Annotated in this window: 22 protein-coding genes; 12 read left to right on the top strand and 10 right to left on the bottom strand. The window is 71.8% G+C overall.

All coding sequences use genetic code 11. The annotated features are described in order from the left end of the window. From ggt to ACV7NL_RS04120, 4 genes are all read left to right on the top strand, one after another. Positions 1-1,782 (top strand): gamma-glutamyltransferase, encoded by a 1,782-nt coding sequence (gene ggt, locus ACV7NL_RS04135; RefSeq protein WP_463355005.1) that lies wholly within the window; start codon positions 1-3, stop codon positions 1,780-1,782. Between the two features lie 109 nt (positions 1,783-1,891). Continuing rightward, positions 1,892-2,701 (top strand): lysophospholipid acyltransferase family protein, encoded by an 810-nt coding sequence (locus ACV7NL_RS04130; protein WP_056187490.1) that lies wholly within the window; start codon positions 1,892-1,894, stop codon positions 2,699-2,701. 112 nt (positions 2,702-2,813) lie between these two features. Next, positions 2,814-3,260 (top strand): hypothetical protein, encoded by a 447-nt coding sequence (locus ACV7NL_RS04125; RefSeq protein WP_463355004.1) that lies wholly within the window; start codon positions 2,814-2,816, stop codon positions 3,258-3,260. Positions 3,261-3,450: 190 nt separating this feature from the next. Beyond that, entirely contained in the window at positions 3,451-4,533 is a 1,083-nt protein-coding gene (locus tag ACV7NL_RS04120) for a DUF2125 domain-containing protein (protein WP_463355003.1), read from the top strand. A gap of 27 nt (positions 4,534-4,560) precedes the next feature. Here ACV7NL_RS04120 and ACV7NL_RS04115 read toward each other — a convergent pair whose 3' ends face one another. The 4 genes from ACV7NL_RS04115 to ACV7NL_RS04100 all read right to left on the bottom strand — a co-directional run bounded on the left by ACV7NL_RS04115 (position 4,561) and on the right by ACV7NL_RS04100 (position 8,809). Further along, positions 4,561-5,532, bottom strand: a complete 972-nt coding sequence (locus ACV7NL_RS04115) for a prephenate/arogenate dehydrogenase family protein (protein ID WP_463355002.1) — start codon at positions 5,530-5,532, stop codon at positions 4,561-4,563. Next, positions 5,525-6,673 carry a pyridoxal phosphate-dependent aminotransferase gene (locus ACV7NL_RS04110; protein ID WP_463355001.1) on the bottom strand — a complete coding sequence of 383 codons (1,149 nt, stop codon included), beginning with the start codon at positions 6,671-6,673 and terminating at the stop codon, positions 5,525-5,527. Before ACV7NL_RS04110 ends, ACV7NL_RS04115 begins: the two co-directional genes overlap by 8 nt. A 195-nt stretch (positions 6,674-6,868) precedes the next feature. After that, positions 6,869-7,858: an Ldh family oxidoreductase gene (locus ACV7NL_RS04105; protein WP_056485574.1), complete on the bottom strand. Its 990-nt coding sequence runs from the start codon at positions 7,856-7,858 to the stop codon at positions 6,869-6,871. A gap of 87 nt (positions 7,859-7,945) precedes the next feature. After that, on the bottom strand, positions 7,946-8,809 hold the full coding sequence (locus ACV7NL_RS04100; protein WP_056485571.1) for a chorismate mutase: 864 nt from the start codon (positions 8,807-8,809) through the stop codon (positions 7,946-7,948). 277 nt (positions 8,810-9,086) lie between these two features. Between ACV7NL_RS04100 and metX the strand changes: the two genes are divergently transcribed. Further along, the gene (gene metX, locus ACV7NL_RS04095; RefSeq protein WP_463355000.1) at positions 9,087-10,298 is read left to right on the top strand and encodes a homoserine O-acetyltransferase MetX; all 1,212 of its coding nucleotides are present in this window, start codon (positions 9,087-9,089) and stop codon (positions 10,296-10,298) included. A gap of 11 nt (positions 10,299-10,309) precedes the next feature. Next, entirely contained in the window at positions 10,310-10,996 is a 687-nt protein-coding gene (gene metW / locus ACV7NL_RS04090) for a methionine biosynthesis protein MetW (RefSeq protein WP_056188009.1), read from the top strand. 62 nt (positions 10,997-11,058) lie between these two features. Here metW and ACV7NL_RS04085 read toward each other — a convergent pair whose 3' ends face one another. Together ACV7NL_RS04085 and ACV7NL_RS04080 are read right to left on the bottom strand one after the other, a co-directional pair. After that, positions 11,059-11,820, bottom strand: coding sequence for a methyltransferase domain-containing protein (locus ACV7NL_RS04085; RefSeq protein WP_463354999.1), 762 nt, complete (start codon positions 11,818-11,820; stop codon positions 11,059-11,061). Between the two features lie 82 nt (positions 11,821-11,902). Further along, positions 11,903-13,135, bottom strand: coding sequence for an amidase (locus tag ACV7NL_RS04080; RefSeq protein WP_463354998.1), 1,233 nt, complete (start codon positions 13,133-13,135; stop codon positions 11,903-11,905). A gap of 111 nt (positions 13,136-13,246) precedes the next feature. Here ACV7NL_RS04080 and ACV7NL_RS04075 point away from each other — a divergent pair, with 111 nt between their 5' ends. From ACV7NL_RS04075 to ACV7NL_RS04060, 4 genes are all read left to right on the top strand, one after another. Then, on the top strand, positions 13,247-14,287 hold the full coding sequence (locus ACV7NL_RS04075; protein ID WP_463354997.1) for an extensin-like domain-containing protein: 1,041 nt from the start codon (positions 13,247-13,249) through the stop codon (positions 14,285-14,287). 173 nt (positions 14,288-14,460) lie between these two features. Further along, positions 14,461-14,928: a hypothetical protein gene (locus ACV7NL_RS04070; RefSeq protein WP_056485557.1), complete on the top strand. Its 468-nt coding sequence runs from the start codon at positions 14,461-14,463 to the stop codon at positions 14,926-14,928. A gap of 62 nt (positions 14,929-14,990) precedes the next feature. Then, on the top strand, positions 14,991-15,611 hold the full coding sequence (locus tag ACV7NL_RS04065) for a ribonuclease T2 family protein (RefSeq protein ID WP_056188004.1): 621 nt from the start codon (positions 14,991-14,993) through the stop codon (positions 15,609-15,611). 63 nt (positions 15,612-15,674) lie between these two features. Then, the gene (locus tag ACV7NL_RS04060; RefSeq protein ID WP_463354996.1) at positions 15,675-16,520 is read left to right on the top strand and encodes a 23S rRNA (adenine(2030)-N(6))-methyltransferase RlmJ; all 846 of its coding nucleotides are present in this window, start codon (positions 15,675-15,677) and stop codon (positions 16,518-16,520) included. A 12-nt stretch (positions 16,521-16,532) separates the two neighbouring features. Here ACV7NL_RS04060 and ACV7NL_RS04055 read toward each other — a convergent pair whose 3' ends face one another. Beyond that, positions 16,533-17,966, bottom strand: coding sequence for an FAD-linked oxidase C-terminal domain-containing protein (locus ACV7NL_RS04055; protein WP_056485551.1), 1,434 nt, complete (start codon positions 17,964-17,966; stop codon positions 16,533-16,535). 295 nt (positions 17,967-18,261) lie between these two features. Here ACV7NL_RS04055 and ACV7NL_RS04050 point away from each other — a divergent pair, with 295 nt between their 5' ends. Continuing rightward, positions 18,262-18,627 carry a c-type cytochrome gene (locus tag ACV7NL_RS04050; protein ID WP_056187453.1) on the top strand — a complete coding sequence of 122 codons (366 nt, stop codon included), beginning with the start codon at positions 18,262-18,264 and terminating at the stop codon, positions 18,625-18,627. Between the two features lie 106 nt (positions 18,628-18,733). Here the strand turns inward: ACV7NL_RS04050 and ACV7NL_RS04045 are convergent, their stop codons facing one another. Further along, the gene (locus ACV7NL_RS04045; RefSeq protein WP_082504156.1) at positions 18,734-19,264 is read right to left on the bottom strand and encodes a MarR family winged helix-turn-helix transcriptional regulator; all 531 of its coding nucleotides are present in this window, start codon (positions 19,262-19,264) and stop codon (positions 18,734-18,736) included. A gap of 181 nt (positions 19,265-19,445) precedes the next feature. Here ACV7NL_RS04045 and ACV7NL_RS04040 point away from each other — a divergent pair, with 181 nt between their 5' ends. Continuing rightward, a complete protein-coding gene (locus ACV7NL_RS04040; RefSeq protein ID WP_056187450.1) occupies positions 19,446-19,868 on the top strand; it encodes an organic hydroperoxide resistance protein in 423 nt (140 codons plus the stop codon). Positions 19,869-20,074: 206 nt separating this feature from the next. Here ACV7NL_RS04040 and hisS read toward each other — a convergent pair whose 3' ends face one another. Together hisS and ACV7NL_RS04030 are read right to left on the bottom strand one after the other, a co-directional pair. Next, on the bottom strand, positions 20,075-21,613 hold the full coding sequence (gene hisS, locus ACV7NL_RS04035) for a histidine--tRNA ligase (protein WP_056485548.1): 1,539 nt from the start codon (positions 21,611-21,613) through the stop codon (positions 20,075-20,077). A gap of 94 nt (positions 21,614-21,707) precedes the next feature. Continuing rightward, on the bottom strand, positions 21,708-22,199 hold the full coding sequence (locus ACV7NL_RS04030; RefSeq protein ID WP_247636002.1) for a DUF3429 domain-containing protein: 492 nt from the start codon (positions 22,197-22,199) through the stop codon (positions 21,708-21,710). Between the last annotated feature and the right edge of the window lie 122 nt (positions 22,200-22,321).

Genomic DNA, 22,321 nt, shown 5'->3' with positions numbered 1-22,321 from the left:
ATGCGGCTCACCCCTTCGCGCCTCGGCCTCGCCCTGGTCCTCGCCGCTTCGGGGCCTGGCGCGGTGCAACAGGGTTTGGCGCAGGGGACCGTTGGGGAGTCCGGCGCCGCGCAGGCCGCACCCGAGCCGCCGCCGATCCAGTCCGACGACGCCCGCCTGCTGCCGGTGCTGGGCGCCCACGGCATGGTCGCGTCGCAGGAGGCGCGGGCCACCCGCGTCGGCGTCGAGATCCTGAAGGCCGGCGGCAATGCCGTCGACGCCGCCGTGGCGGTGGGCTTCGCCCTCGCCGTCACCCTGCCGCGCGCCGGCAATCTCGGCGGCGGCGGCTTCATGATGATTCACCGGGCGGAGGGCGACGAGACCATCGCCCTTGATTATCGCGAGACCGCTCCGGCCGCAGCCCGCTCGGACATGTTTCTCGATGCCGGGGGCGAGCCCGACCGCGCCGCCTCCACCCGCACCGGCAAGGCGGTGGGCGTGCCCGGCACCGTGCGGGGCCTGGCCGAGGCGCATCGTCTCTACGGTTCGGGCCGCTTCACTCTGGCGGCGCTGATCGCCCCGGCGGAGAAACTCGCCCGCGAGGGCATTCCGGTGGAGTCGGGTCTCGCCGATTCGCTGCCCCGCGCCGCCGGGCTGCTCGGCCGCTGGCCGTCCTCGCGAAAAATCTTCTTTGCCGGCGACAAACCCCTTCAGCGCGGCGACCGTCTGGTCCAGACCGATCTCGCCGACACCCTCGCGGCCATCGCGGCTTCCGGCCCGGACGCGTTCCACACCGGCCCCATCGCCGCGCGCATCGCCGCCTCCGTGCAGGCGGCCGGCGGCGTGATGACGGCCGAGGACCTCGCCGCCTATCGCCCCGTCCTCCGGGAGCCGGTGCGCGGCACCTACCGGGGCTACGCCATCGCGTCGATGCCGCCGCCGAGCTCGGGCGGCATCCACCTGATCGAAATCCTCAACGTGCTGGAGGGCTTCGACCTCGCCCGCATGGGCGCGGGCAGCGCCGACGCCCTCCACGTCCTGGCCGAGGCGATGAAGCCGGCCTATGCCGACCGCGCCACCTGGCTCGGCGATCCGGCCCGCACCCAGGTCCCGGTGGAGGGGCTGATCGCCAAGCCCTACGCGGCGGGCCTGCGGGCCGGCATCGACCCGGCCCGCGCCCGGCCCGCCGACGCGGTGAAGGCCGGCGATCCCCTGCCCTTCGAATCCGACCAGACCACCCATTTCTCGGTGGTGGACGGAGCCGGCAACGCGGTTTCGAACACCACCACGCTGAACTTCTCCTACGGGATCGGCCTGGTGGCCGAGGGCACCGGCGTGCTCCTGAACAACGAGATGGACGACTTTTCGGCCAAGCCCGGCGCCCGCAACGCCTACGGCCTCGTCGGCAGCGTCGCCAACGCGGTGGCGCCCGGCGCCCGGCCGCTCTCCTCCATGACCCCCGCCTTCGTGTTCCGGGACGGCCGCCTCGTGCTGGTAACCGGCAGTCCCGGCGGCAGCCGCATCATCTCGACGGTGCTGCAGGTCATCGTCAACGTCCTCGACTTCCGCATGAACCTCGCCGAGGCGGTCGCCGCCCCGCGCATCCACCACCAGTGGCAGCCGGACGTGCTGATGGCCGAGGACGGCCTGTCGCCCGACACCCTGGCGCTCCTGCGGGCGCGCGGACACCGGATCAAGGTCGGGGCCACCTCCGGCTCGGCCAATTCGATCCAGGCCGCCGACGGCCTCCTCGCCGGCGCCGCCGATCCACGCCAGCGCGGCACCCTGGCCGACGGCTACTGAGCACCGGGGCGGACTGGGACCACCCAGCCTCGGTTGGCCTGCGGCCGCACTGCGCGCTACAGGAGAGTCGGGCCGCGCCCCGTTCCGGGGTGTCTCATCCGGGTTCCCGATGCTTCTCGTTCGTTCGCTCGCGTTCAACCTCGCCTTCTACGTCGTCACCACGATCATCGCGATCGCCGGCCTGCCGACCCTCGTCTCCCGTCGGGCGGTGATCCGGCTGGCGCAGGTCTGGGGCCGCGTCACCCTGTGGCTGCTGCGCGTGCTCGGCGGCGTCCGGGTGGAGTTCCGCGGCGTCGAGAACATCCCGCCCGGTCCCCTCCTGGTGGCGGCCAAGCATCAATCGGCCCTGGAGACCCTGGCGCTGGTCACCGCCTTCCCGGATTTTGCCTACATCCTCAAGCGCGAGCTGCTCTGGATTCCGCTGATCGGCTGGTACCTGTCCCGTGCCGGCATGGTCGCCATCGACCGCAGCAAGGGCGCCCGCGCCATGGCGACGATGAACGAGGCCGCCGCCGCCGCGATCCGGGCGGGCCGCCAGCTCATCATCTTCCCGGAAGGCACGCGCCGCGCGCCCGGAGCCCCCCCAGCCTACAAGCTCGGCATCACCCACCTGTATGCGGCCCTCGGGGTGCCGTGCCTGCCGGTCGCCCTCAACACGGGCCTGCACTGGCCCCGCCATCGGCTGGTGCGGCGCCCCGGAACGTCGGTGATCGAGTTCCTGGCCCCGATCCCGCCCGGCCTGGATCGGCCCCGCTTCCTCGAACTGGTGCAGGACCGAATCGAATCGGCCTCGGACGCGCTGGAAGCCGCCGGACGGGCCGAACTCGCAGCCGGCGGCCATCCCGTTCCGGGTGCTGGTCCGGGATCCGAGCCCGACCTTCGGACACGGGTGGACCGGACGGGTTCGCCCGTCGCCTGAGGACGTCTCCGGCCTGTGCATGGCTTGTGGATAACTCCACTCATCCCCATCTCATTGGAGGTCGAGGCGTCGTGCTTGACGCCAACGAAACGTTAAGATTAATGTGGAACAAATGGCGAACAAGAGAGCCCTGTCCTGGTCGGCCGCACTTCGCGACCTGAAGGACGATCGAGCCCGGAGGCAGGAAGTGCGCGAGGAACGCCTGAGGACGACAGCCGGCCTGCGGGGGACACCTGCCCTGGTGCTGAGCGCGTGGCGCGGTCGGTCCGGTCGGCGCTACGTGGTCGGCATTCACGAACTGGCGGAGCCGGAACTCGACGACATGGGCGAGGCCGTGGTGATGGCCGTACGCCGCGACGCAGCCGGGGTCGGCGAACTGATCTCGGTGGCCTCCGCCGGCCAGAGCCCGCGCGAGCGCCTGCACCGCAACTGGATCGCGCGGGCACGCCACAGGGGCGCCACCGAGATGCATGTCCATCGGCTTGCCGAGGACGAGGCCGAGCGCGAGGCCATCGTGGCCGACCTCGGCAGCGACCAGAGGGCCGACGCCGCGAACTGATCGCGGCGTCGCCCGTCGCCCGGAAACGGGTGGCCTGCCCGGCCCGCACGACGCGGGACGGCCGAGACCCGATGGGCCGGGATGAGGGCCCCGCCATGCTTTCGCCGCCGAAACCCTGCCAAGCCTTGCATCCGGGCGGCCTTCCTGAGAGCCGCGATCCCGTGAAGCGAGCGCAGGATACCCAGACGCGATGGCGCATAGTCCGACCCCGACCCGCCCCCCCTCGCGCAAGGGGCTGTTCCTCCCCTACATCCTGCTCGCCGTGCTGGTGACCGCCTGGTCGCTCGGCTGGTTCTACATCCGCCACCGGGCCACGACCGAGATGGACGCGTGGCTCGCCCGGGAAGCCGCCGACGGACGGAACTGGACCTGCGCCGATCGCAGCATCACGGGCTATCCGTTCCGGATCGAGCTGCGCTGCGCCTCCCTGGCCTTCGATCGGTCCGACAGCCGCTTCACCCTGGGGCCGGTCACCGCCGTGGTGCAGGTCTACCAGCCGCGCCAGGGCATCCTCGAGGTCGGCGGCCCGTTCCACGTGGAACAGGGCGACCTGACGGCGGATGCCACCTGGACCTCCCTGGAGGGCAGCTTCCACGGCGCCTCGGATGGCTTCGTGCGGGCGTCCCTGGTGGCGAACGACGCCAAGGGCTCCGTGCGCGGCGCCGGGGCGGACCCGATCGACTTCGACACCGGGCACTTGGAATTCCACGCCCGCCCGACGCCGGGCCGCTTCGCCTCCGAGGGGGCCGTCGACACCAGCCTGCGGGTGAACCGCATCCGCCTGCCCCTGGCCGACGCGGCGCTCGGCAACGTCGATCCGGCCGATCTCGCCCTCGACGCCACCGTCAACCGCGCCACCGCCCTCGGTACCGGCACCGTGGCCCGGGAACTCGAGGATTGGCGTGCGGCCGGCGGCAGCCTGGACCTCGCTCTGCTGTCGCTGGCCAAGGGCGACCGCCGGCTCCAGGCCAAGGGACGGCTCGACCTCGACGCGCAGCACCGGCCGCAGGGCCAGCTCGACCTGCGCGCGGCCGGCGTCGAGGCCCTGGTCGGTCAGGTCATGGGACAACGCTTCGGCGCGGAAAAGGGCGCGCTCATCGGCAGCCTCGTGGGCCAGCTCATGGGCCGGCGCACGCCACCCAGCGCCGAGGCGGGTGTGGCGGCTTCGGCCGACGATGCCCTCAAGCCCCTGCCGCCCCTGCGGCTCGGTGACGGGCGGGTGACGCTCGGCCCGTTCCCGATCCCCGGCGTGCAGCTGACGCCTCTTTACTGAGAGGCCGGATTCCGGGCCGGCGGCGCTTCAGGCCGCCGGGTCGTTCGGCCGACCGCGGCCGAAATCGGCCTCCGCCGTCTCCTGGCCCATGGCGACGATGCCGCGGCGGATGGCGCGGGTGCGGGTGAACAGGTCGTGCAGGGCCTCGCCATCGCCCCAGCGGATCGCACGGGCCAGCGCTGCCAGATCCTCGTTGAAGCGCCCCAGCATTTCCAGCACCGCGTCCTTGTTGGTCAGGAACACGTCCCGCCACATGGTCGGGTCGGAGGCGGCGATGCGGGTGAAATCGCGGAAGCCGCCGGCCGAGAATTTGATCACCTCGGACTGGGTCACCGCCTCCAGGTCGGCGGCGGTGCCGACGATGTTGTAGGCGATGAGGTGCGGCACGTGGCTGGTGATCGCCAGGACGAGGTCGTGATGCTCCGGCGTCATCGTCTCGACGATGGCGCGCAGGCCCTCCCAGAAGCGCTGGACCCGGGCGGTCGCCGCCGGATCGGTGTCCTCGGCCGGGGTGAGGATGCACCAGCGCCCGGAGAACAGGGTCGAGAACCCCGCATCCGGACCGGAATACTCGGTGCCGGCGACGGGATGCGCCGGCACGAAATGGACGCCCTCCGGCAGGTGCGGCGCCACGGCCGCGACCACCGAGGCCTTGACCGAGCCCACATCCGACACGATGGCGCCGGGCTTCAGGTGGGGTCCCATGATCTCCGCGACCGCGCCGACGGCGCCCACCGGCACGCACAGGATGACGAGGTCGGCCTCGGCCACGCCGGTCGCGAGGTCGTCCGTGACCGCGTCGGCGAGGGCGAGTGCCCGCACCCGCTCCAGCACGCCGGGATCGCGGTCGATGGCGACGATGCGCCGGGCCAAGCCGTAATGCCGGGCGCCGCGGGCGATCGAGGAGCCGATCAGCCCGAGTCCGACGATGGCCAGGGTGTCGATGCCGGGCGTATGGACGTCGGGTGTGTCGATCTCAGGCGTCGTGATGTCAGGCACTGGTCTCGCCCCGCACGAAGGCCGTCAGGGCGTCGAGGAAGGCGGCGTTGCCGGCCTCGCCCCCGATGGTGACCCGCAGGGCGTGCGGCAGCCCGTAGGACGAGACCCGGCGGGTGATGACGCCCCGGGCGGACAGGAAGGCATCGGCCGCCTCCGCGCTGCGCCCCGGCTCGCCGGGGAAATGGATCAGGATGAAGTTCGCCACGCTCGGCGTCACCGTGAGGCCGAGCCCCTGCACCGCCTCCGTCATCCGGGCGAGCCAGGTGTCGTTGTGGGCGACAGCCGCCGCCACGTGCACGTCGTCGGCGATGGCGGCCGCCCCCGCGGCGATGCCGGCGCCCGACAGGTTGAACGGCCCCCGGATGCGGTTGACCGCGTCGACCACCTCGGCGGGACCCACCATCCAGCCGATGCGGAGCGCCGCCAGGCCGTGGATCTTCGAGAAGGTCCGGGTCATCACGACGTTGTTGGCCTCGAGCACGAGGTCGAGGCCGGCACTGTAATCGTTCGCCCGCACGTACTCGGCATAGGCCCCGTCGAGGACCAGGAGGACGTTCGGCGGCAGGCCCGCATGCAGGCGCCGGACCGCGTCGAAGGGCAGGTAGGTGCCGGTCGGGTTGTTGGGGTTGGCGAGGTAGACGATCCGGGTGCGCGGCGTCACGGCCGCCAGCAGGGCGTCGACATCGGCCCGCAGGTCGCGCTCCTTCACCACCACGGGCGTGCCGCCGGCGGCCAGGATGGCGATCCGGTAGACCAGGAAGCCGTGCTCGGTGAACACGCCCTCGTCGCCGGCGCCGAGATAGGCGTAGGCCAGGAACGACAGGAGTTCGTCCGAGCCCGCGCCGCAGACGATGCGGGCCGGATCGAGGCCGTAGCGGGCGGCGATCGCCTCGCGCAGCACCCGCGACGTGCCCTCCGGATAGAGTTCGAGCTTGGCCGCTTCCGCCCGCATCGCCGCCACCGCCTTCGGGCTCGGACCCAGCGGCGTCTCGTTGGAGGAGAGCTTGTGCACCGTGCCGAGGCCCGGCGCGCCACTCTTGCCCGGCACGTAGGCCTCGATGGCGAGCACGCCCGGACGCGGCACCGGACGCGATGGCGCGGCGGATGACGGTGAGGTGGAAGACAGTGTGTCGGAAGACATCGTGTCAGAGGACATCGGAGCAGAAGACCTGAAGGCCGCCGGGGCTGGGCTGGCGTCCGTCTAACAAAGCTTGCCCGGCTTTGCGAGCATCGGGCGTTCCATCCCGGCCCCGCCAAATCCTTGCCCCGCCAAATCCTTGCCCGGTCGAATCCCGGCGGGAGGGCGATCCCGGGTTTCACGCGCGCCGGAGCCGCCTCAGGCGGCCGCGATCTCGGCGAGCAGCGCCTCGGACACGGTGAGCCCCTCCGTTCGCGCCCGCGCCCGTAGGGCGAGACGCCGGCTTCCGGGCAGGCGGGCGCCGTCCTGCGCCTCGATCGATTCGGCCAGCAGGGCGAACCGCGATCCCGCCTCAGCCGAGAAGGCGCCGGCATCGAGGGCGATGAGGAGCTGGCCCGTGCCGGGCGGGTCGCCGGCCGCGTCGAGGAACGAGGAGGCTTCGCCGGCAAAGCGCGCCCCCACCAGCCCGGCCGCCAGGATCTCGACCATCAGCGCCAGGGCGGTGCCCTTGGCCTCGCCCAGGGGCACCATGGTGCCGGCCAGGGCCTCGTCGGGATCGGTGGTGGGCCGGCCCTCGGCGTCGAGGGCCCAGCCCTCGGGAAGCGTCTCGCCGCGCCGGCGGGCGGTCACGATGGCGCCCCGCGCCACCTTCGAGAGGGACAGGTCGATGACGATCGGGGCCCGGCCCGGCACCGGGGCCGCGAAGGCGATCGGGTTGGTGCCGAAGACGGCGCGCGCACCGCCCCACGGCGCCATCGCGGCGGGCGTGTTGGCGAACAGGAGGGCGACGAGGCCCTGTTCGGCCAGGGCCTCCACCGGGCGGCCGGCCGCGCCGCAATGGTGCGAGCGCCGGATGCCGGCGGCGGCGATACCCTGGGCGCGTGCCATCGCGGGCAGATGGGCGATGGCGGCATCGAGGGCCGGATAGGCAAAGCCGTGCGCGGCATCCACCGCGAGGAGGCCGGGCCGGGGGGTCTCGACCGCGACCTCGGCCCGCCCCGCGACCTTGCCGGCGCGGACCTGCGCGGCATAGGCCGGCACCCGCGACAGGCCGTGCCCCGCCAGACCGTCGGCCTCGGCCCCCACCAGGGCGCGGGCGGTGCTCTCCGCCGCCGCCGGACCGGTGCCGCAGCGGACCAGCGCCTCCGTCACGCAGGCGTGGGCGTTCTCCAGGGTGAGGATCGGCATGGCCGTGACGGTCTCCGTCGGTGCGGGGGGCGGCGACTGTCGGAAAACGCTTCGGATCCGAAAAACGCCTCGGACCCGAAAAACGCCTCAGACCCGGAAACGCGCGGCGTGGCTGCCGATCTCGTCGAGGGCTTCCGGCGCGGCCCCGGCGCGGGTGAGCGCCTCGTGCAGCTGGCGGGCGCCGACGCCGCCCGGGACGGCCAGGAGCAGGCCGTGTCCGTCGCCGCGCGGGGCGCGGGCGACGACCTCGCCGTAGAGATCCTGCAGGGCTCGAGCGGCGTCCGGCTCCCAGGCCGCGACGCGGGTGGCGTGCAGGACCCAGTCGCGCTGGGCCGCGGCCGGGTCGTCGAGGGGGTTCGACACCACGAAGACCGGGGTGCCGGCCGGGTGGGTGGGGCGCTCGATGAAGGGCAGGCGGGCGATGACCTTGGGGCGGCCTTCCCCGACGAGGCCCTCCCACCAGGGCGCCGCGTCGGAGGGGGCCCCCGAGCCGTCGGGATCGAGGCGGAAGATGCCGAGGTCGCCGCGCGAGGCCGCCACCGCCTCGATCACCGCGAGGCAGGTCGGGTGCGGCCGATAGGGCACCGTGAAGCCGAAGTGGAAGCGGGCGGAATCGCGCATCGGCGCGTCCCCGCCGGAGATGTCGGCATGCACCGAGAACGGCGCCTGCACGTAGGTGAAGGTGGCGATGATGACCCGCCAGATGCCCTCCACGGTGTCGAGCGGCAGCAGCCCGCGATGGCGCTCGGCCACCCGCCGCATCATCGAGGCCTCGCGTCCCGGCCGGAAGGCCGAGCCGCTGGCCGAGGTGCGCTTGACCGTGATCAGCCGGTCGATGATCGATCCGCGCTGGATCAGCAGGGCATGCATCTCGGCGTCGATCCGGTCGATCTCGGCACGCAGGTCGCCGAGGTTGTCGAGGGGCGGCGCGGGTCTCGTGGTGAAGCGCATGCGGGGCTCGCGCGGGTGCGGAGGTGAAGGAAACGACCGGCGGCGGGGTCTCGCCGCCCCGTCACCGCCGCCCGGTCTACGATCGCGCGGGCCGAAGGGCCAGAGCCGAGCGTTGCAGCAGAGCCCTTTCGTTGACGCGTGAGGGGCCGCACACTACCTCAAAGCCACGAGTCGCATGGTCCCTGCGCGAATGCCATACCGGCCTTCGCCGCTCCTGCCCTCAGGGATCGCCGCGCCGCCTCCTCCAACCCGTTCATGCCCTAACCCGTTCATGCCCATGTCGCTGGATACCGCCATCAAGCCAGGCACGCCGGAAGACGAACCGGCGCGCGCCGATGGCACGGGTGCGGAGGGGTCGCAGGCCCGCGAACCGCAGGGCCTCGTGGCGCAGTTCGGCCGGGACGAGCCTCTGGCGATGGATGCCGGCGTGCAGCTGGCGCCGTTCCAGATCGCCTACCGGACCGCCGGCACCCTGAACGCCGACCGCTCCAACGCCGTCCTGATCTGCCATGCGCTGACCGGCGACCAGCATTTCGCCCACACCCATCCGGTGACGGGCAAGCGCGGCTGGTGGGAGACCCTGGTGGGGCCGGGCAAGCCCGTCGACACCGACCGCTACTTCGTCGTCTGCTCGAACGTCGTCGGCTCCTGCATGGGCTCCACCGGCCCGGCCTCCCTCGACCCGGACACCGGCCGGGCCTATGGGCTCGACTTTCCCCTGGTGACCATCCGCGACATGGTCCGCGCCCAGGCGATGCTGCTCGACCGGCTCGGCATCCGCGACCTGTTCCTCTGCATCGGCGGCTCCATGGGCGGGATGCAGGTGCTGCAATGGGCGGCGAGCTACCCCGAGCGGGTCTTCGCCGCGATGCCGATCGCCACGGGTCCGCGCCATTCGGCGCAGAACATCGCCTTCCACGAGGTCGGGCGCCAGGCGATCATGGCCGATCCCGCCTGGGCGGAGGGGCGCTACCTCGAAGTCGGCAGCCGCCCCGCCAAGGGCCTCGGCGTCGCCCGCATGGGCGCCCACATCACCTACCTGTCCGAGCCGGCCCTGCACCGGAAGTTCGGCCGGCGCTTCCAGGGCGGCTCGGCGCCGACCTTCTCGTTTAACGCCGATTTCCAGATCGAGAGCTACCTGCGCCACCAGGGCCTCAGCTTCGTCGAGCGCTTCGACGCCAACGCCTATCTCTACCTCACCCGGGCGATGGATTACTTCGACCTCGCCGCCGACACGGGCGGCGTGCTCGCCAACGCCTTCAAGGGGACGAAGACGCGGTTCTGCGTGATGTCCTTCACCTCCGACTGGCTGTTCCCGACCTCGGAATCCCGCGCCATCGTGCACGCGCTGAACGCCGCCTCGGCCCCCGTCGCCTTCGTCGAGGTGGAGAGCGACAAGGGCCACGACGCCTTCCTGCTCGACGAACCGGTGATGTTCGCCGCCGCGCGCGGCTTCATCGACGCCGCCGCCCGGGCCCGCGGCCTGTGACGCGGCCGGACATGTCCGCCCCCCGGCCCTGGGAGACGGCGCAGACGCTGCCGCGGGCGGAAGCCGGCAGCACCCGCGTCGATCACCTGGTGGTGCTCGATCTGGTGCCCCCGAATGCCCGGGTGCTCGACATCGGCTGCGGCGACGGAGCCCTGCTGGCCCTGCTGCGCGACCGGCGCGGCGTCGACGGGCGCGGCATCGAACTCTCGCGCGAGGGCGTGAATGCCTGCCTCGCCCAGGGCCTGCCGGTGATCCAGGGCGATGCGGATACGGATCTCGCGAACTACCCCGACGACGCCTTCGACGTGGTGGTCCTGTCCCAGACCATCCAAGCGACGCGCAATCCCCGCATCGTGCTGGAGCACCTCCTGCGCATCGGGCGCCAGGTGATCATCTCGTTCCCGAATTTCGGCCATTGGCGGGTGCGCTCGGAACTGGCGCTGCGGGGGCGGATGCCGGTCACGGCCCTGATGCCCGAGGAATGGTACGAGACCCCGAACATCCACCACTGCACCATCCGGGACTTCGTCGGCCTGTGCCGCACGGTCAATGCCGAGATCGAGAAGGCGACCGCCCTCGACGCGCGGGGCCGGCCGATGCGGTTCTCGATGCCCTGGTGGGTGTGGAACCTGATGGGCGCGCAGGGCGTGTTCCTGCTGCGCCGCCGCGAGGCCGGTGCCGGACCTCCGGCGGCCTGAAACGCGCCAGTCCCTGTTGCACTCCCTGTTGCACGTGAAAACCCCCGGCTCGTCCGGGAGTCTCAGGGCTCACGCCGGATGATCAGGGTCGCGACCTCGTAGGTCACCTGCGCTCCACCGGCCTCGAACCGCCGCAGCACCCGCCGCAGGGCGCCCGGAGAGAGCGGCGTCCGCGCTCCCGGCGTGCCGGCCCCGATGGCCCGCAAGGCCCCCAGGAAGGCGCGGCCATCGGCGTGGGATTCGCCGAGGGGCTCGGTCGAGACCGCGAGGGTACAGCCGGGAATGGTCAGTGCCGCCAGATCCGCCCGGGTGGGATAGCGCGGCGTCGCCGCCTCCAGGCCGAGGGCGGCATGAGCCGCCCGCCACTCGGCGAAGGTGCCCGAGGCCAGGGTCGCCACCGCCAGCAGGCCGCCGGGTGCCAGCAGGCCGGCGAGGCGGGCCAGCGTGCCGGCGAGGTCCTCGAACCATTGCGCCGCCAGGCTGGAGGCGATGAGATCGAAGCCGGGTGCCAGGCAGGGCCGCTCGGCATCCATCACGCAGAGGCGGAGGGCCTGCGCGCGGCTGAGCCGCGTGCGGCAGCGCAGGATCATGGCGGGTGCGAGATCGGTGGCGAGGAGGGACCCGTCCGGAAAGGCCCGGTGCAGGGCGCCGGTCAGCAATCCGGTGCCGCAGCCGACCTCGAGGATGCGTGGCTCGGGCGCCAGCGGCGCGGCCGCGATACGCGCCGCCAGCCGGTCGGCGACCAGGGCCTGGATCGCCGCCGCGCCGTCATAGCCCTCGGCCCCGTCGAAGGCCCGGGCCACAGCCTGCTTCCAGGAACGCATCGGGGCGATCGGTGAGAGGCCGGGCGGGGAAAGGCCGGCGCTGGCGCCGGGACGGGGTCGATTCACGGCGTTCTTTCCGGAGCTAAGCTGCCAGCGCCCGCTCGATCATCCGGGCCACCGCGAGGGCGCGGCCGTCGTCGCCGAAGCGGGCGATGATCTGGACGCCCAGCGGCAGGCCGTCGCCCGGGACCGGCACGGTCACGCAGGGGACGCCCATCAGGGTCCAGAGCCGGTTGAAGCGGGCGTCGCCCGTGGTGCCGAGGCCGGCCGGGGCCCGGCCCGGGGCGGACAGGGTCAGGATGACGTCGATCTCGCCGAACAGGTCCTTGAGGACGCGCCGGGCGCGGTGCGCGCTGCGGCGGGCCTCGTCGTACTGGGCGGCGACGAGGGTCTGCGCCGCGTCGAGCTGTTCGCCGAGCTCCGGACTGAGATGCGCGCGGTGATGAGCGTATTCCCAGGCCAGGGCCTGGCGCGCCTCGTAATCCTGGATGACGGGATGGCGGGCCCAGGCCTCGGGCAGCGGCGCCGGCAGGGTCAGGTCCGCGACCCGGGCCCCGGCGGCTTCGGCCGCGCGGGCGGCGCGGTCGAGGGCGGCCAGCGCCGCCGCGTCGGGGGCCGCGGCGAAGCCCTGCAGGCACAGGCCGATGCGCGGGGCGGGCGCGTCGTCGCCGAGATCCAGGGCCGGCCGGTCCGCGATCAGGCTCAGGGCCTGGGCGATGTCGGCGATGCCGGCGCCGAACAGCCCGAGGGTGTCCAGTGCCCACGAGAAGGTCTTCACCCCCACCGTCGGCAGGAGGCGGAACGAGGGCTTGATCGCCGCGACGCCGCAGAAGGCCGCCGGACGAATGACCGAGCCGCCGGTCTGGGTGCCGAGCGCCAGGGGAACCATCCCGGCCGCGACGGCCGCGGCCGAGCCGGCCGAGGAGCCGCCGGGGGTGTGGCCGCGATCGCGCGGGTTCACCGTCGCGGTCGGGTCGTGGCTCGCGAAGGGCGAGGTGGTGGTCTTGACCAGCGGCACCGCCCCGAGCGCCCGCAGCCGCGCCACGATGGCGGCGTCCGCCTTCGGCTGCCAGCCGGCATAGATCGGCGACCCCATCTGGGTCGGCAGGTCGGCCGTGTCGATGATGTCCTTGATGCCCACGGCGATGCCGGCCAGCGGTCCCGTTTCGGAGACCTTCGGCGTGGGATTTCGGCTCACGATCGCCCCGATGCCGGGGTCGTGGGCCGCGATGGCGGCCTCGGCGAGATGGATGGCGCCGGCGGGATCGAGATGACCGGCGGCGATGCGGGTGCGGAGATCGACGAGGGACAGCATGGAGGCTTGGTCCCGTCTCGAAGGGCCGCTGTCAACACCCGTCCACAGCCCACGGGTTCCGCGCCGCATCGTTGACGCATCGTTTACGCAACGCTGCGCATCGTCCGCATCATGTGGCGTAGCGTATTCGCGTTCTCGGCCCTGACGCTGTTCGGCGCGGGCCTCACCGGCTGTGCACTCAACAAGTTTGAGCAGCGCGAGCCCTGGCGTGACCAGACCGAGCAGGCCTGCAACGCCAAGCGTCTCGTGGAGACGACGGAGTTCGTCACCCCGTCCAAGGAGATCAGCGGGCCGGGCGTCTGCGGGATGCTGCAGCCCTACCGCGTCACCCGCCTCGGCAAGGGCACCGTGGCCCTCAAGCAGCGCGTGACCCTGGCCTGCCCGGCGCTGGCCGAGGCCGAGGCCTGGCTCGCCGACACGATCCAGCCGGCGGCCAACCTGTATTTCGGCCAGCCCGTGGCCGAGATCAATGCCGGCACCTATGCCTGCCGGGGCCGCAACAACCAGGCCGGCGCCAAGCTCTCCGAGCATTCCTTCGGCAATGCCGTCGACATCATGTCGTTCAAGCTCGCCGACGGCTACGTCATCACGGTGAAGGGCGGCTGGCGCGGCACCGAGGCCGAGCAGGGCTTCCTGCGCGAGGTCTTCCTCGGGGCCTGCGCCCGGTTCTCCACCGTGCTGGCGCCGGGCTCGAACGTGTTCCACTACGACCACATCCACGTCGACCTCGCCCGCCACGATCCGCGCGGCCTGCGCCGCATCTGCCAGCCGCTGATCAAGTTCGTGCCCCAGCTCGGCGGCGACGGCGTGCCGCGCGCCACCGCCCGGCCGCGTCCGCCGGAGCGGCTGCCGGCCCCGCCGCAGGCCCCGATCGACGTGGAGGAGGACGATCCCTACGGCGTGACGCCGATGTCGGCCCGCCAACCCGCCCGGGCGCCGGCCTCTTCGCCGGCCTCGCAGCTCGCCCGGGCGCCGGCCGCGCCGATGCGCTCGCCCCCGGCGGCTGTTGCCGCCGCGTCGCGCCCGGCGGTTGCGCGCGTCCCGGGCTCGCGCGTCGCGGCCGCCCTGCCGCCGCATGAATTCGAGGCCGAGCCACTCTCGCTCGCCGCCCCGGGTTCGGCCAGTCCCGGCCTCGCCGAACCGATCTACTGACGGCTCGGAACCTCGTGTGACGCGGGGAGCCTCTCCCGCCTGATCAGGTGTGCCCGGCGAACCCCAGGGCGCCCGGAAAACGACGGCGCGGCCGGCGCCGTGCTTGACAGCGCCGAGCCAGGCGCCATCGTCCGGGCAAGCTTCACGGACTCCAGCGGAACAAAGACGCCGGCATGCGCCCGAACCCCCTCTCCACCGCCCTCGCCCTCGGCCTCGTCCTGGCGGGCAGCCTTCAGCCGGCGCTCGCCCGTTCCGGCCGCGAGGAGATCACCCCCGCCGAGGAGCGCGAGTTCAACTACGAGGCCGACATCCCCGGCTGCCAGGCCCCCGAGGTGCTGGAGCGACTCTCGTCGCACTTCGCCGAGAAGGAGACGAAGTTCTGGAACTCGTCCCTGACCATCCTGCGCTACGAGCACATCGAGCGCACGGCCTGGCGGCCCTGGGGCCTCGACTACGTTCCGCGCCGCTTCTGCAGCGCGGTCGCCACCACCTCGGATGGCATCCGCCGCAAGGTCGATTACTCCGTGCGCGACGGTCTCGGGATCATCGGCGCCGATTGGGGCATCGAGTTCTGCGTCCACGGCCTCGATCGCAACCTCTCCTACGCCTATTCCTCGGCCTGCCGCGAAGCCCGCCCGTGAGCCCTGTCGCCGGGCCTGGGGCGCGCGCACGCGGCGCTTTGGCGGGCCTGACCCTGGCGCTGATGGCGTCGCCCGCGCTGGCCCAGGGCTTCGAGCGCGGCGGCACGCCGGGCTCCTTCGACTTCTACGTCCTGGCCCTGTCCTGGTCGCCGACCTATTGCGAGGGGCCGGGCGCCCGGCGCGAGGCGCAGGGCCAGTGCCGGCCGGGACGCGGCCTCGGCTTCGTCGTCCACGGCCTGTGGCCGCAATACACCCGCGGCTATCCGGCCAACTGCTCCTCCGTCGAGCGCTCGCCGACCCGGCAGGCGATCGCGGTGGCGGGCGAGGTCTATCCGAGCGAGGGCCTGGCCCGGCACGAGTGGCGCACCCACGGCACCTGTTCGGGGCTCGACCCGGTCTCCTATTTCCAGGCGGCGCGCGACGCCCGCGCGGCGGTGACCATTCCGGATGCCTTCCAGGCGCCGGAGCGCGACACGCGGCTGGCGCCGATCGAGATCGCCCGGCAGTTCGTCGCGGCCAACCGTGGCCTGCGCCCCGACATGATGTCGGTCACCTGCCGGAGCGGCCAGCTCCAGGAGGTGCGGATCTGCTTCTCCAAGGATCTGCGCGGCTTCACCCCCTGCCCCGAGGTGGCCCGCCAGAATTGCCGCTCGGGCGAGGTTGCCATCGACGCCGCGCGCTAGAGGATGGCGCGATCCCACCCCGCGCCGGAGCGCCGGGGGCGGGGTGAGACAGACCCGGACCCCATGAATTACCGCCACGCCTTCCACGCCGGCAATTTCGCCGATGTCCTGAAGCATCTGGTGCTGAGCCGGGTGCTGGCGCATCTCTGCCTGAAGCCGACGGGCTTCCGGGCGATCGACACCCATGCGGGCCTCGGCTTCTACGACCTCACCGCCGACGAGGCCGGCCGCACCGGCGAGTGGCGTGACGGCTGGGGTCGCCTCGACACGCCCTTCCCCGAGGCCGTGGAAGCCCTGCTCGCGCCCTACCGCGCAGCTGTGGCGGCGGTGCGGGAGCGGCACGGGGCCGACACCTATCCGGGCTCGCCCGCCCTGACCCGGGAGTTCCTGCGGCCCACTGATCAGGGCGTGTTCGTGGAATTGCATCCGGCCGATGCCGAGACCCTGCGGCTGCGCTTCAACCAGGATTCCCTGTCGAAGGTGATGCATCTCGACGGCTGGACGGCGCTCAACGCGCTGATCCCGCCCCCCGAACGCCGTGGCGTGGTCCTGATCGACCCGCCCTACGAGGAGCTGGGCGAGATCGACCGCCTCGGGACCGCATTGGCCCGCGCGGTCGCCAAGTGGCCCACCGGCATCTATCTCGGCTGGTACCCGATCAAGGACGTGGCCAAGGTCGACCACATGGTGGCGCAGCTCGACCGGGTTCTGACCCGCCCGGCCCTGCGCCTCGACCTCCTGGTGTCCGAGCCCGATCCGACCCGGCTCAACGGCAACGGCCTCATCGTCATCAACCCGCCGTGGCGGCTCGCCGAGGAGGCGACGTTGTTCCTGCCGGCCCTGGCCGAACGCCTCGCCCGCACCGATTACGGCGCCTTCCGGTGCGAGGCCTTCGGCGCCGAGGCCTGAAGTCCCGGCGCTTCAGGCGAGCAGGCGCCCCTCCAGCGGGAACACCTTGGCGGGGTTCATCAGCCAGTGCGGGTCGAAGACGTTCTTCACCCGCATCTGCTGCTCCAGGTCTTCCTGGGCATACTGGAAGCGCATCAGCTCACGCTTCTCGATGCCGACGCCGTGCTCGCCCGTGAGGCAGCCGCCGACCTCGACACAGAGCTTCAGAATCGCGTCGCCCGCCGCCTCCGCCTTCTCCATCTCGCCCGGCGTGTTGATGTCGAACAGGATCAGCGGGTGCAGGTTGCCGTCGCCGGCGTGGAACACGTTGGCGACCCGCAGGCCCTTCTCGGCGCAGATCGCCCCGATCCGCTCCAGCACGCCGGGGAGCTGGCCGGTGGGGATGGTGCCGTCCATGCAGATGTAGTCCGAGATCCGGCCGGTGGCGCCGAAGGCGGACTTGCGGCCCTTCCAGATGGCGGCGCTCTCGGCCTCGGATGTCGAGACCCGGATGCTGGTCGGGTTGTAGTCGCGGGCGATGGCCTCGATGCGAGCCAGCATCGCCGTGCACTCGGTATCGGAGCCCTCGACCTCGATGATCAGCATGGCCTCGGCGTCGCGCGGATAGCCGGCCTGGGCGAAATCCTCGGTGATCAGGATCGCCTCGCGGTCCATGTACTCGATCGCCACCGGGATGATGCCGGCGCCGATGATCGCCGCCGTGCAGGCGCCCGCATCCTCCACCGAGCCGAAGCCGACGAGGGCCGGGCGCGCGCCCTCCGCCGCCCGCAGGATGCGCACGGTGGCCTCGGTGACGATGCCGAGCTGCCCCTCCGAGCCGCAGACGAGGCCGAGCAGGTCGTAGCCGGGCGCGTCGAGATGGGCGCCGCCGATCTCCACCACGGTGCCGTCGTTCATCACCAGGGTGACGCCGAGCAGGTTGTTGGTGGTGACCCCGTATTTGAGGCAGTGCGCGCCGCCGGAATTCATCGCGATATTGCCCGCGATGGTGCAGGCGAGCTGGCTCGACGGGTCGGGCGCGTAGAAGAAGCCCTCGTGGCTGACGGCGCCCGAGATGGCCAGGTTGGTGATGCCGGCCTCGACGCGGGCGGTGCGGTTCTCGAAATCGATCGCCACGATGCGGTTCATCTTCGAGACGCCGAGGATCACCGCGTCCTCCTGCGCGATGGCGCCGCCGGCCAGCGACGTGCCGGCACCGCGCGGCACCACCCTGACGCCGTTGGCGTGGCAGAACGCCATCACGGCCGAGACCTCCGCGGTGGTCGAGGGCAGCACCACGGCGAGCGGCATCTTGCGGTAGGCGGTGAGCCCATCGGTCTCGAAGGCGCGGCGCTCGTCCTCGGTCGTCACCAGCGCCTCGGGCGCCACCAGCGGCCGGAGGCCGGCGATGATCGCGTCGCGGCGGGCGACGATGGCGGCGTCGGGCACGGGAAAGGCGATCGACATGGGGCGCTCCTCGCGATGGATTCGTCTTCAGCCTGCGCTCAGGTGCGTCGGTCTAGACCGATCATCCGGAACGCGGAGAGGCGACGATTGTCCGGGATCTTAAGGCAACGGAACGACAACCGCACCCGGGGATCGGCTCTTCGAGAACCGGAGGAACGAAAACTCTGCCGTGAAGCTTCGTTTCGTCGCAGACACCCTCGGCGGAGTCCGCACGTTTCCAGTCTCAATCTGTTCTAAATCGTCAAGCTCTGCCATAAGCAAGGCGGCTTCTGCCGCCCAACGGAGGAAAACAACCATGCGTCACCTCATCCTCGGCGCCGCGCTCGCGCTTCTGCTGCCGCTGTCGGCCCAGGCCCAGGAGGCCGGCGACGCCGCTGCCGGCGAGAAGGCCTTCGCGCCTTGCAAGGCCTGCCACGCCTTCGGCAAGAACGGCGTCGGCCCGGATCTCAAGGGCGTCGTGGGCCGCAAGGCCGGCACGCACGAGGGCTACAACTACTCGGCCGCCCTCAAGGGCTCGGGCATCACCTGGGACGAGGCCAACCTCAAGGAGTGGCTGAAGGACCCCAAGGCCAAGGTGCCGGGCAACAAGATGGTCTATCCGGGCCTCAAGGACGACAAGAAGCTCGCCGACGTGATCGCCTACCTCGGCACCCAGAAGTAAGCACCCCGGACCCGGCCTCGAGGCCGGGCCACCCGGATGCTCCGGAGAGCCGGTCCCGCTGGAACGCGGGACCGGCTTTCTTCGTCTCGGGGACCGTGTCGTCGGATCAGGGCGCCGGGCTGGCACCGGGGGCGTCGGTCGCCCTCTCGGTCGCGAGCGCGTCGTGCAGCGAGGCCCGAAGCTGAACCAGGGTGTCGAGGAGGGCGCGGCGCCCGTCGACATCGAGGCCGGTCATGCCGCCGGCGAGGCCCGGCACGCATTCCATGCGGGCGCGCAGGGCCCGGCCGGTCGCCGTCAGGAAGATGCTGACTTGGCGCTCGTCGGCCCGGTCGCGGGCGCGCCGGACATGGCCGGCCCCCTCCAGGCGCTTCAGCAGCGGCGTCAGGGTGCCGGAATCGAGGAACAGGCGCTGCCCGATCTCCTTGACCGTCAGTCCCTCCTCCTCCCACAAAACCAGCAGCACGAGATATTGCGGGTAGGTCAGGTCGTGGCCGCTCAGCAGCGTGCGGTAGGCGCGCCCGAAGGCATGGGCCGTCGCATAGACGGCGAAGCAGAGCTGGCTGTCCAGGCTGAGGGCATCCGTCGTGTCCGAAGCCGGGATGGGCTCCGGGAGCGTGCGGGTCTGCCGTCCCGACATGATGAGGCTTTCCTTCGCGCTGCGCATCGCACCGAAGCCGACGCGATATCATGGTCTTATGCAAATTTCATATTGCGCACAATCAAGTCCTATGCGAGGAAATAACTAGATTGCGCGCAATCGAAAACGTCGAAGCGGGACCGCGCCCGATCCGTTCGTCCGAGCTTCAGGAGAGATACCCATGAAGGCACTCTACACCGCCCACGCCCATGCCACCGGCGGCCGCGAAGGCTCCGCCGCGACCGACGATTCCAAGGTGGACGTCAAGCTCTCGACGCCTAAGGAGCTTGGCGGCGGCGGTGGCGCCGGCACCAACCCGGAGCAGCTCTTCGCGGCCGGCTACGCCGCCTGCTTCCTCGGCGCGATCAAGTTCGTCGCCGGCAAGGACAAGATCCAGGTCTCGGAGGAGTCCAAGATCGAGTCCAGCGTCGGCATCGGCCCGCGCGACGACGGCACCGGCTTCGGCCTCGTGGTGGCCCTGAAGGCGACCCTGCCGGGCCTCGACCGGGCGGTGGCCGAGGATCTGGTGAAGCGCGCCGACGTGGTGTGCCCGTACTCGCACGCCACCCGCGGCAACATCCAGGTCGACATCTCGGTCGCCTGATCGCCGTCCGGTTGGCCCTCCTGTTCAAGCGTGCAGGCTCGGCGCGGCGCTCCTCCCCCTCGTGGGGAGGAGTTTGGAGGTGGGGGTGGCTCCGCTCGCCTCAGCCGGCAATGGGTCACCCAACCGCTCCCACCGCTGCCCCCTCCCCACAGGGCGGAGGGGGACGCGTGTGATATCGCGACCCTGGATAGGCGAAGCCCGAGGCCTCAGAAGTGGCGCCCCAGGACCTCGCGCACCCGCTCGACCATCTCGGCCACCGGCACCGAGAACTGGGCCGGGCGCGCGGCCTTCCACTCGGCGTTGCTGGTGATGGCGGCCGCGGCCTTGGCCCCCTCGATCAGGTCCTTGATCTGGACCTCGCCGGCCTCGCGCTCGTTCGAGCCCTGGATGATGGCGCACGGGCTGCCGCGCCGGTCGGCATATTTCATCTGCGCCTTCATGCCCGAGCCGCCGAGATAGAGTTCGGCCCGGATGCCGGCCTCCCGCAGGGACGCGACGAGGCGCTGGTAATCGGCGATGTTGTCCCGGTCGAGCACCAGCACCACCACCGGGCCGGGCTTGGCAAGGCCGTCCAGGAGCGGGCTCTTTACCAGTTGCAGGGCCGAGAACAGGCGCGAGACGCCGATGGAGAAGCCGGTCGCCGGCACCGGCTCACTGCGGAAACGCCCCACGAGGCCGTCGTAGCGGCCGCCGCCGGAGACCGAGCCGAAGCGCACCACCTGGCCTTCGTCGTTGGTGACCGGGAAGGTCAGCTCCGCCTCGTAGACCGGGCCGGTGTAGTATTCGAGCCCGCGCACGACGGAAGGGTCGATGCGGATGCGGGCGTCGTAGCCGGCCGCGGCGAACAGGGCGGCCATGTCGGCGAGTTCGCGCACGCCCTCCAGCCCGATGGCGCTGCCCGCCAGGGAGGTTTCGAAATTCGCCAGCGTGGTGGCGGTCTCGGCCGGGGCCGATCCGGGGCCGGTCCAGCCGGTGAAGGCGAGCACCCGGCCGATCGCCTCATCGGCCAGCCCGGCGCCCTTGGTGAAGTCGCCGCTCTCGTCCTTGCGGCCGGCGCCCAGCAATTCGCGCACGCCGGCATCGCCGAGGCGATCCAGCTTGTCGATGGCGCGCAGCACGGTCAGGCGCTGCCCGGCCTTGTCGGGACCGCTGAGCCCGATCGACTCCATCAGGCCGTCGAGCACCTTCCGGTTGTTGACCTTGACCACGTACTGCCCGGTGAGCCCGAGCTTCTCCAGGGTGTCGGCCATCAGCATGCAGATCTCGGCATCGGCCGCCACCGAGCCGGCCCCGACGATGTCGGCATCGAACTGCATGAACTGGCGGAAGCGGCCCGGACCCGGCTTCTCGTTGCGGAAGACGTAGCCGGCGCGAAAGCTCCGGTAGGGCTTGGGGATCGCGTCGAAGTGCTCGGCCACGTGGCGGGCCAGCGGCGCGGTCAGGTCGTAGCGCAGCGACAGCCAGGATTCGTCGTCGTCCTGGAACGAGAACACGCCCTCGTTCGGCCGGTCGAGGTCGGGCAGGAATTTCCCCAGCGCCTCGGTGTACTCCACGAACGGCGTCTCCAGCGCCTCGAAGCCATAGAGCTCGAAGCTCCGGCGGATCGTCTCCAGCATGCGGTGCTGGGCGGCGATCTCGTCCGCGCGCCGGTCGACGAAACCGCGCGGCAGGCGCGGCTTCAGGGTGTCGGCCTTGTTCGAGTCGGCCTGGTTGGAATCGGCCTTGTTGGAATCGGCCTTGGCCATGGGATGCGTGTCCGTCGGGGCTGTTCGGGGTCCCGGGGGCTCTATCGCGGGCGGCGGGGAGCGGCAAGCGCGCAGGCCCCAGCAGGGATGCGCGTCAGAGTTTCAGGGCCAGGAGGGCCGCGAGGCTGAGGAGCGCGATCGGGATCTGGACCGGGCGCAGGCGGGCGAAGAACAGGGGCGCCTCGCCCCGTCGGGCCGCGATCGGGTCGAGCACCGCGATCGCCCCGAATCCGACGAGGAGCAGGACCAGCGCGGCCACCGCCTCGTCCAGGATCGCCAGCGCCAGGGCGACGAAGCCGAGACTGAACAGCCCGATCATGGTGGCCATCTGGGTGAGGGTCGGCCCGCCCTCGGTGCGGAAGCTGAGTCCGCGGCGCACGCCCGACAGGAACAGCAGGATGGCGCAGCCCCACAGGAGGGTCAGGAGCAGGGCGGCCTCGCCCAGGGTGTCGCCGGGCCGGACCCAGGCGATGACGGCGCCGACCACGAAGGGCAGCATCGGGCCGTAGCCGAACACGATGCTGAGCCAGGGCACGGCGCGCGATTCGGTGACCTGGAAGGTTCGGCCGTCGGGTCGATCGTCCATCGTGTCTTCGCTCCAGAGGTGAGTCCGCGCCGCCCGGAGCCTGCGCGCCGCCAGGGCCTCCTCGCCCAACGGAAGCGGACCGGCGCCGTTCCGCCGGGTGGCGATCGGCGCCGGAGCGACGC

The organism is Methylobacterium sp. Ger2507 (genome assembly GCF_055231875.1).
This window is presented reverse-complemented; position numbering and strand designations above follow the sequence as displayed.

What these genes read in the sequence shown, in the direction of transcription:
- ACV7NL_RS04065 (WP_056188004.1), top strand. Translation starts at nt 14,991, where the DNA reads ATGGCGTCGCCCGCGCTGGCCCAGGGCTTCGAGCGCGGCGGCACGCCG.
- ACV7NL_RS04060 (WP_463354996.1), top strand. Translation starts at nt 15,675, where the DNA reads ATGAATTACCGCCACGCCTTCCACGCCGGCAATTTCGCCGATGTCCTG.
- ACV7NL_RS04055 (WP_056485551.1), bottom strand. Translation starts at nt 17,966, where the DNA reads ATGTCGATCGCCTTTCCCGTGCCCGACGCCGCCATCGTCGCCCGCCGC.
- ACV7NL_RS04045 (WP_082504156.1), bottom strand. Translation starts at nt 19,264, where the DNA reads ATGTCGGGACGGCAGACCCGCACGCTCCCGGAGCCCATCCCGGCTTCG.
- ACV7NL_RS04120 (WP_463355003.1), top strand. Translation starts at nt 3,451, where the DNA reads ATGGCGCATAGTCCGACCCCGACCCGCCCCCCCTCGCGCAAGGGGCTG.
- hisS (WP_056485548.1), bottom strand. Translation starts at nt 21,613, where the DNA reads ATGGCCAAGGCCGATTCCAACAAGGCCGATTCCAACCAGGCCGACTCG.
- ACV7NL_RS04085 (WP_463354999.1), bottom strand. Translation starts at nt 11,820, where the DNA reads ATGCGTTCCTGGAAGCAGGCTGTGGCCCGGGCCTTCGACGGGGCCGAG.
- ggt (WP_463355005.1), top strand. Translation starts at nt 1, where the DNA reads ATGCGGCTCACCCCTTCGCGCCTCGGCCTCGCCCTGGTCCTCGCCGCT.
- ACV7NL_RS04070 (WP_056485557.1), top strand. Translation starts at nt 14,461, where the DNA reads ATGCGCCCGAACCCCCTCTCCACCGCCCTCGCCCTCGGCCTCGTCCTG.
- ACV7NL_RS04040 (WP_056187450.1), top strand. Translation starts at nt 19,446, where the DNA reads ATGAAGGCACTCTACACCGCCCACGCCCATGCCACCGGCGGCCGCGAA.
- ACV7NL_RS04100 (WP_056485571.1), bottom strand. Translation starts at nt 8,809, where the DNA reads ATGCGCTTCACCACGAGACCCGCGCCGCCCCTCGACAACCTCGGCGAC.
- ACV7NL_RS04130 (WP_056187490.1), top strand. Translation starts at nt 1,892, where the DNA reads ATGCTTCTCGTTCGTTCGCTCGCGTTCAACCTCGCCTTCTACGTCGTC.
- metX (WP_463355000.1), top strand. Translation starts at nt 9,087, where the DNA reads ATGTCGCTGGATACCGCCATCAAGCCAGGCACGCCGGAAGACGAACCG.
- ACV7NL_RS04030 (WP_247636002.1), bottom strand. Translation starts at nt 22,199, where the DNA reads ATGGACGATCGACCCGACGGCCGAACCTTCCAGGTCACCGAATCGCGC.
- metW (WP_056188009.1), top strand. Translation starts at nt 10,310, where the DNA reads ATGTCCGCCCCCCGGCCCTGGGAGACGGCGCAGACGCTGCCGCGGGCG.
- ACV7NL_RS04075 (WP_463354997.1), top strand. Translation starts at nt 13,247, where the DNA reads ATGTGGCGTAGCGTATTCGCGTTCTCGGCCCTGACGCTGTTCGGCGCG.
- ACV7NL_RS04105 (WP_056485574.1), bottom strand. Translation starts at nt 7,858, where the DNA reads ATGCCGATCCTCACCCTGGAGAACGCCCACGCCTGCGTGACGGAGGCG.
- ACV7NL_RS04080 (WP_463354998.1), bottom strand. Translation starts at nt 13,135, where the DNA reads ATGCTGTCCCTCGTCGATCTCCGCACCCGCATCGCCGCCGGTCATCTC.
- ACV7NL_RS04050 (WP_056187453.1), top strand. Translation starts at nt 18,262, where the DNA reads ATGCGTCACCTCATCCTCGGCGCCGCGCTCGCGCTTCTGCTGCCGCTG.
- ACV7NL_RS04110 (WP_463355001.1), bottom strand. Translation starts at nt 6,673, where the DNA reads ATGTCTTCCGACACACTGTCTTCCACCTCACCGTCATCCGCCGCGCCA.
- ACV7NL_RS04125 (WP_463355004.1), top strand. Translation starts at nt 2,814, where the DNA reads ATGGCGAACAAGAGAGCCCTGTCCTGGTCGGCCGCACTTCGCGACCTG.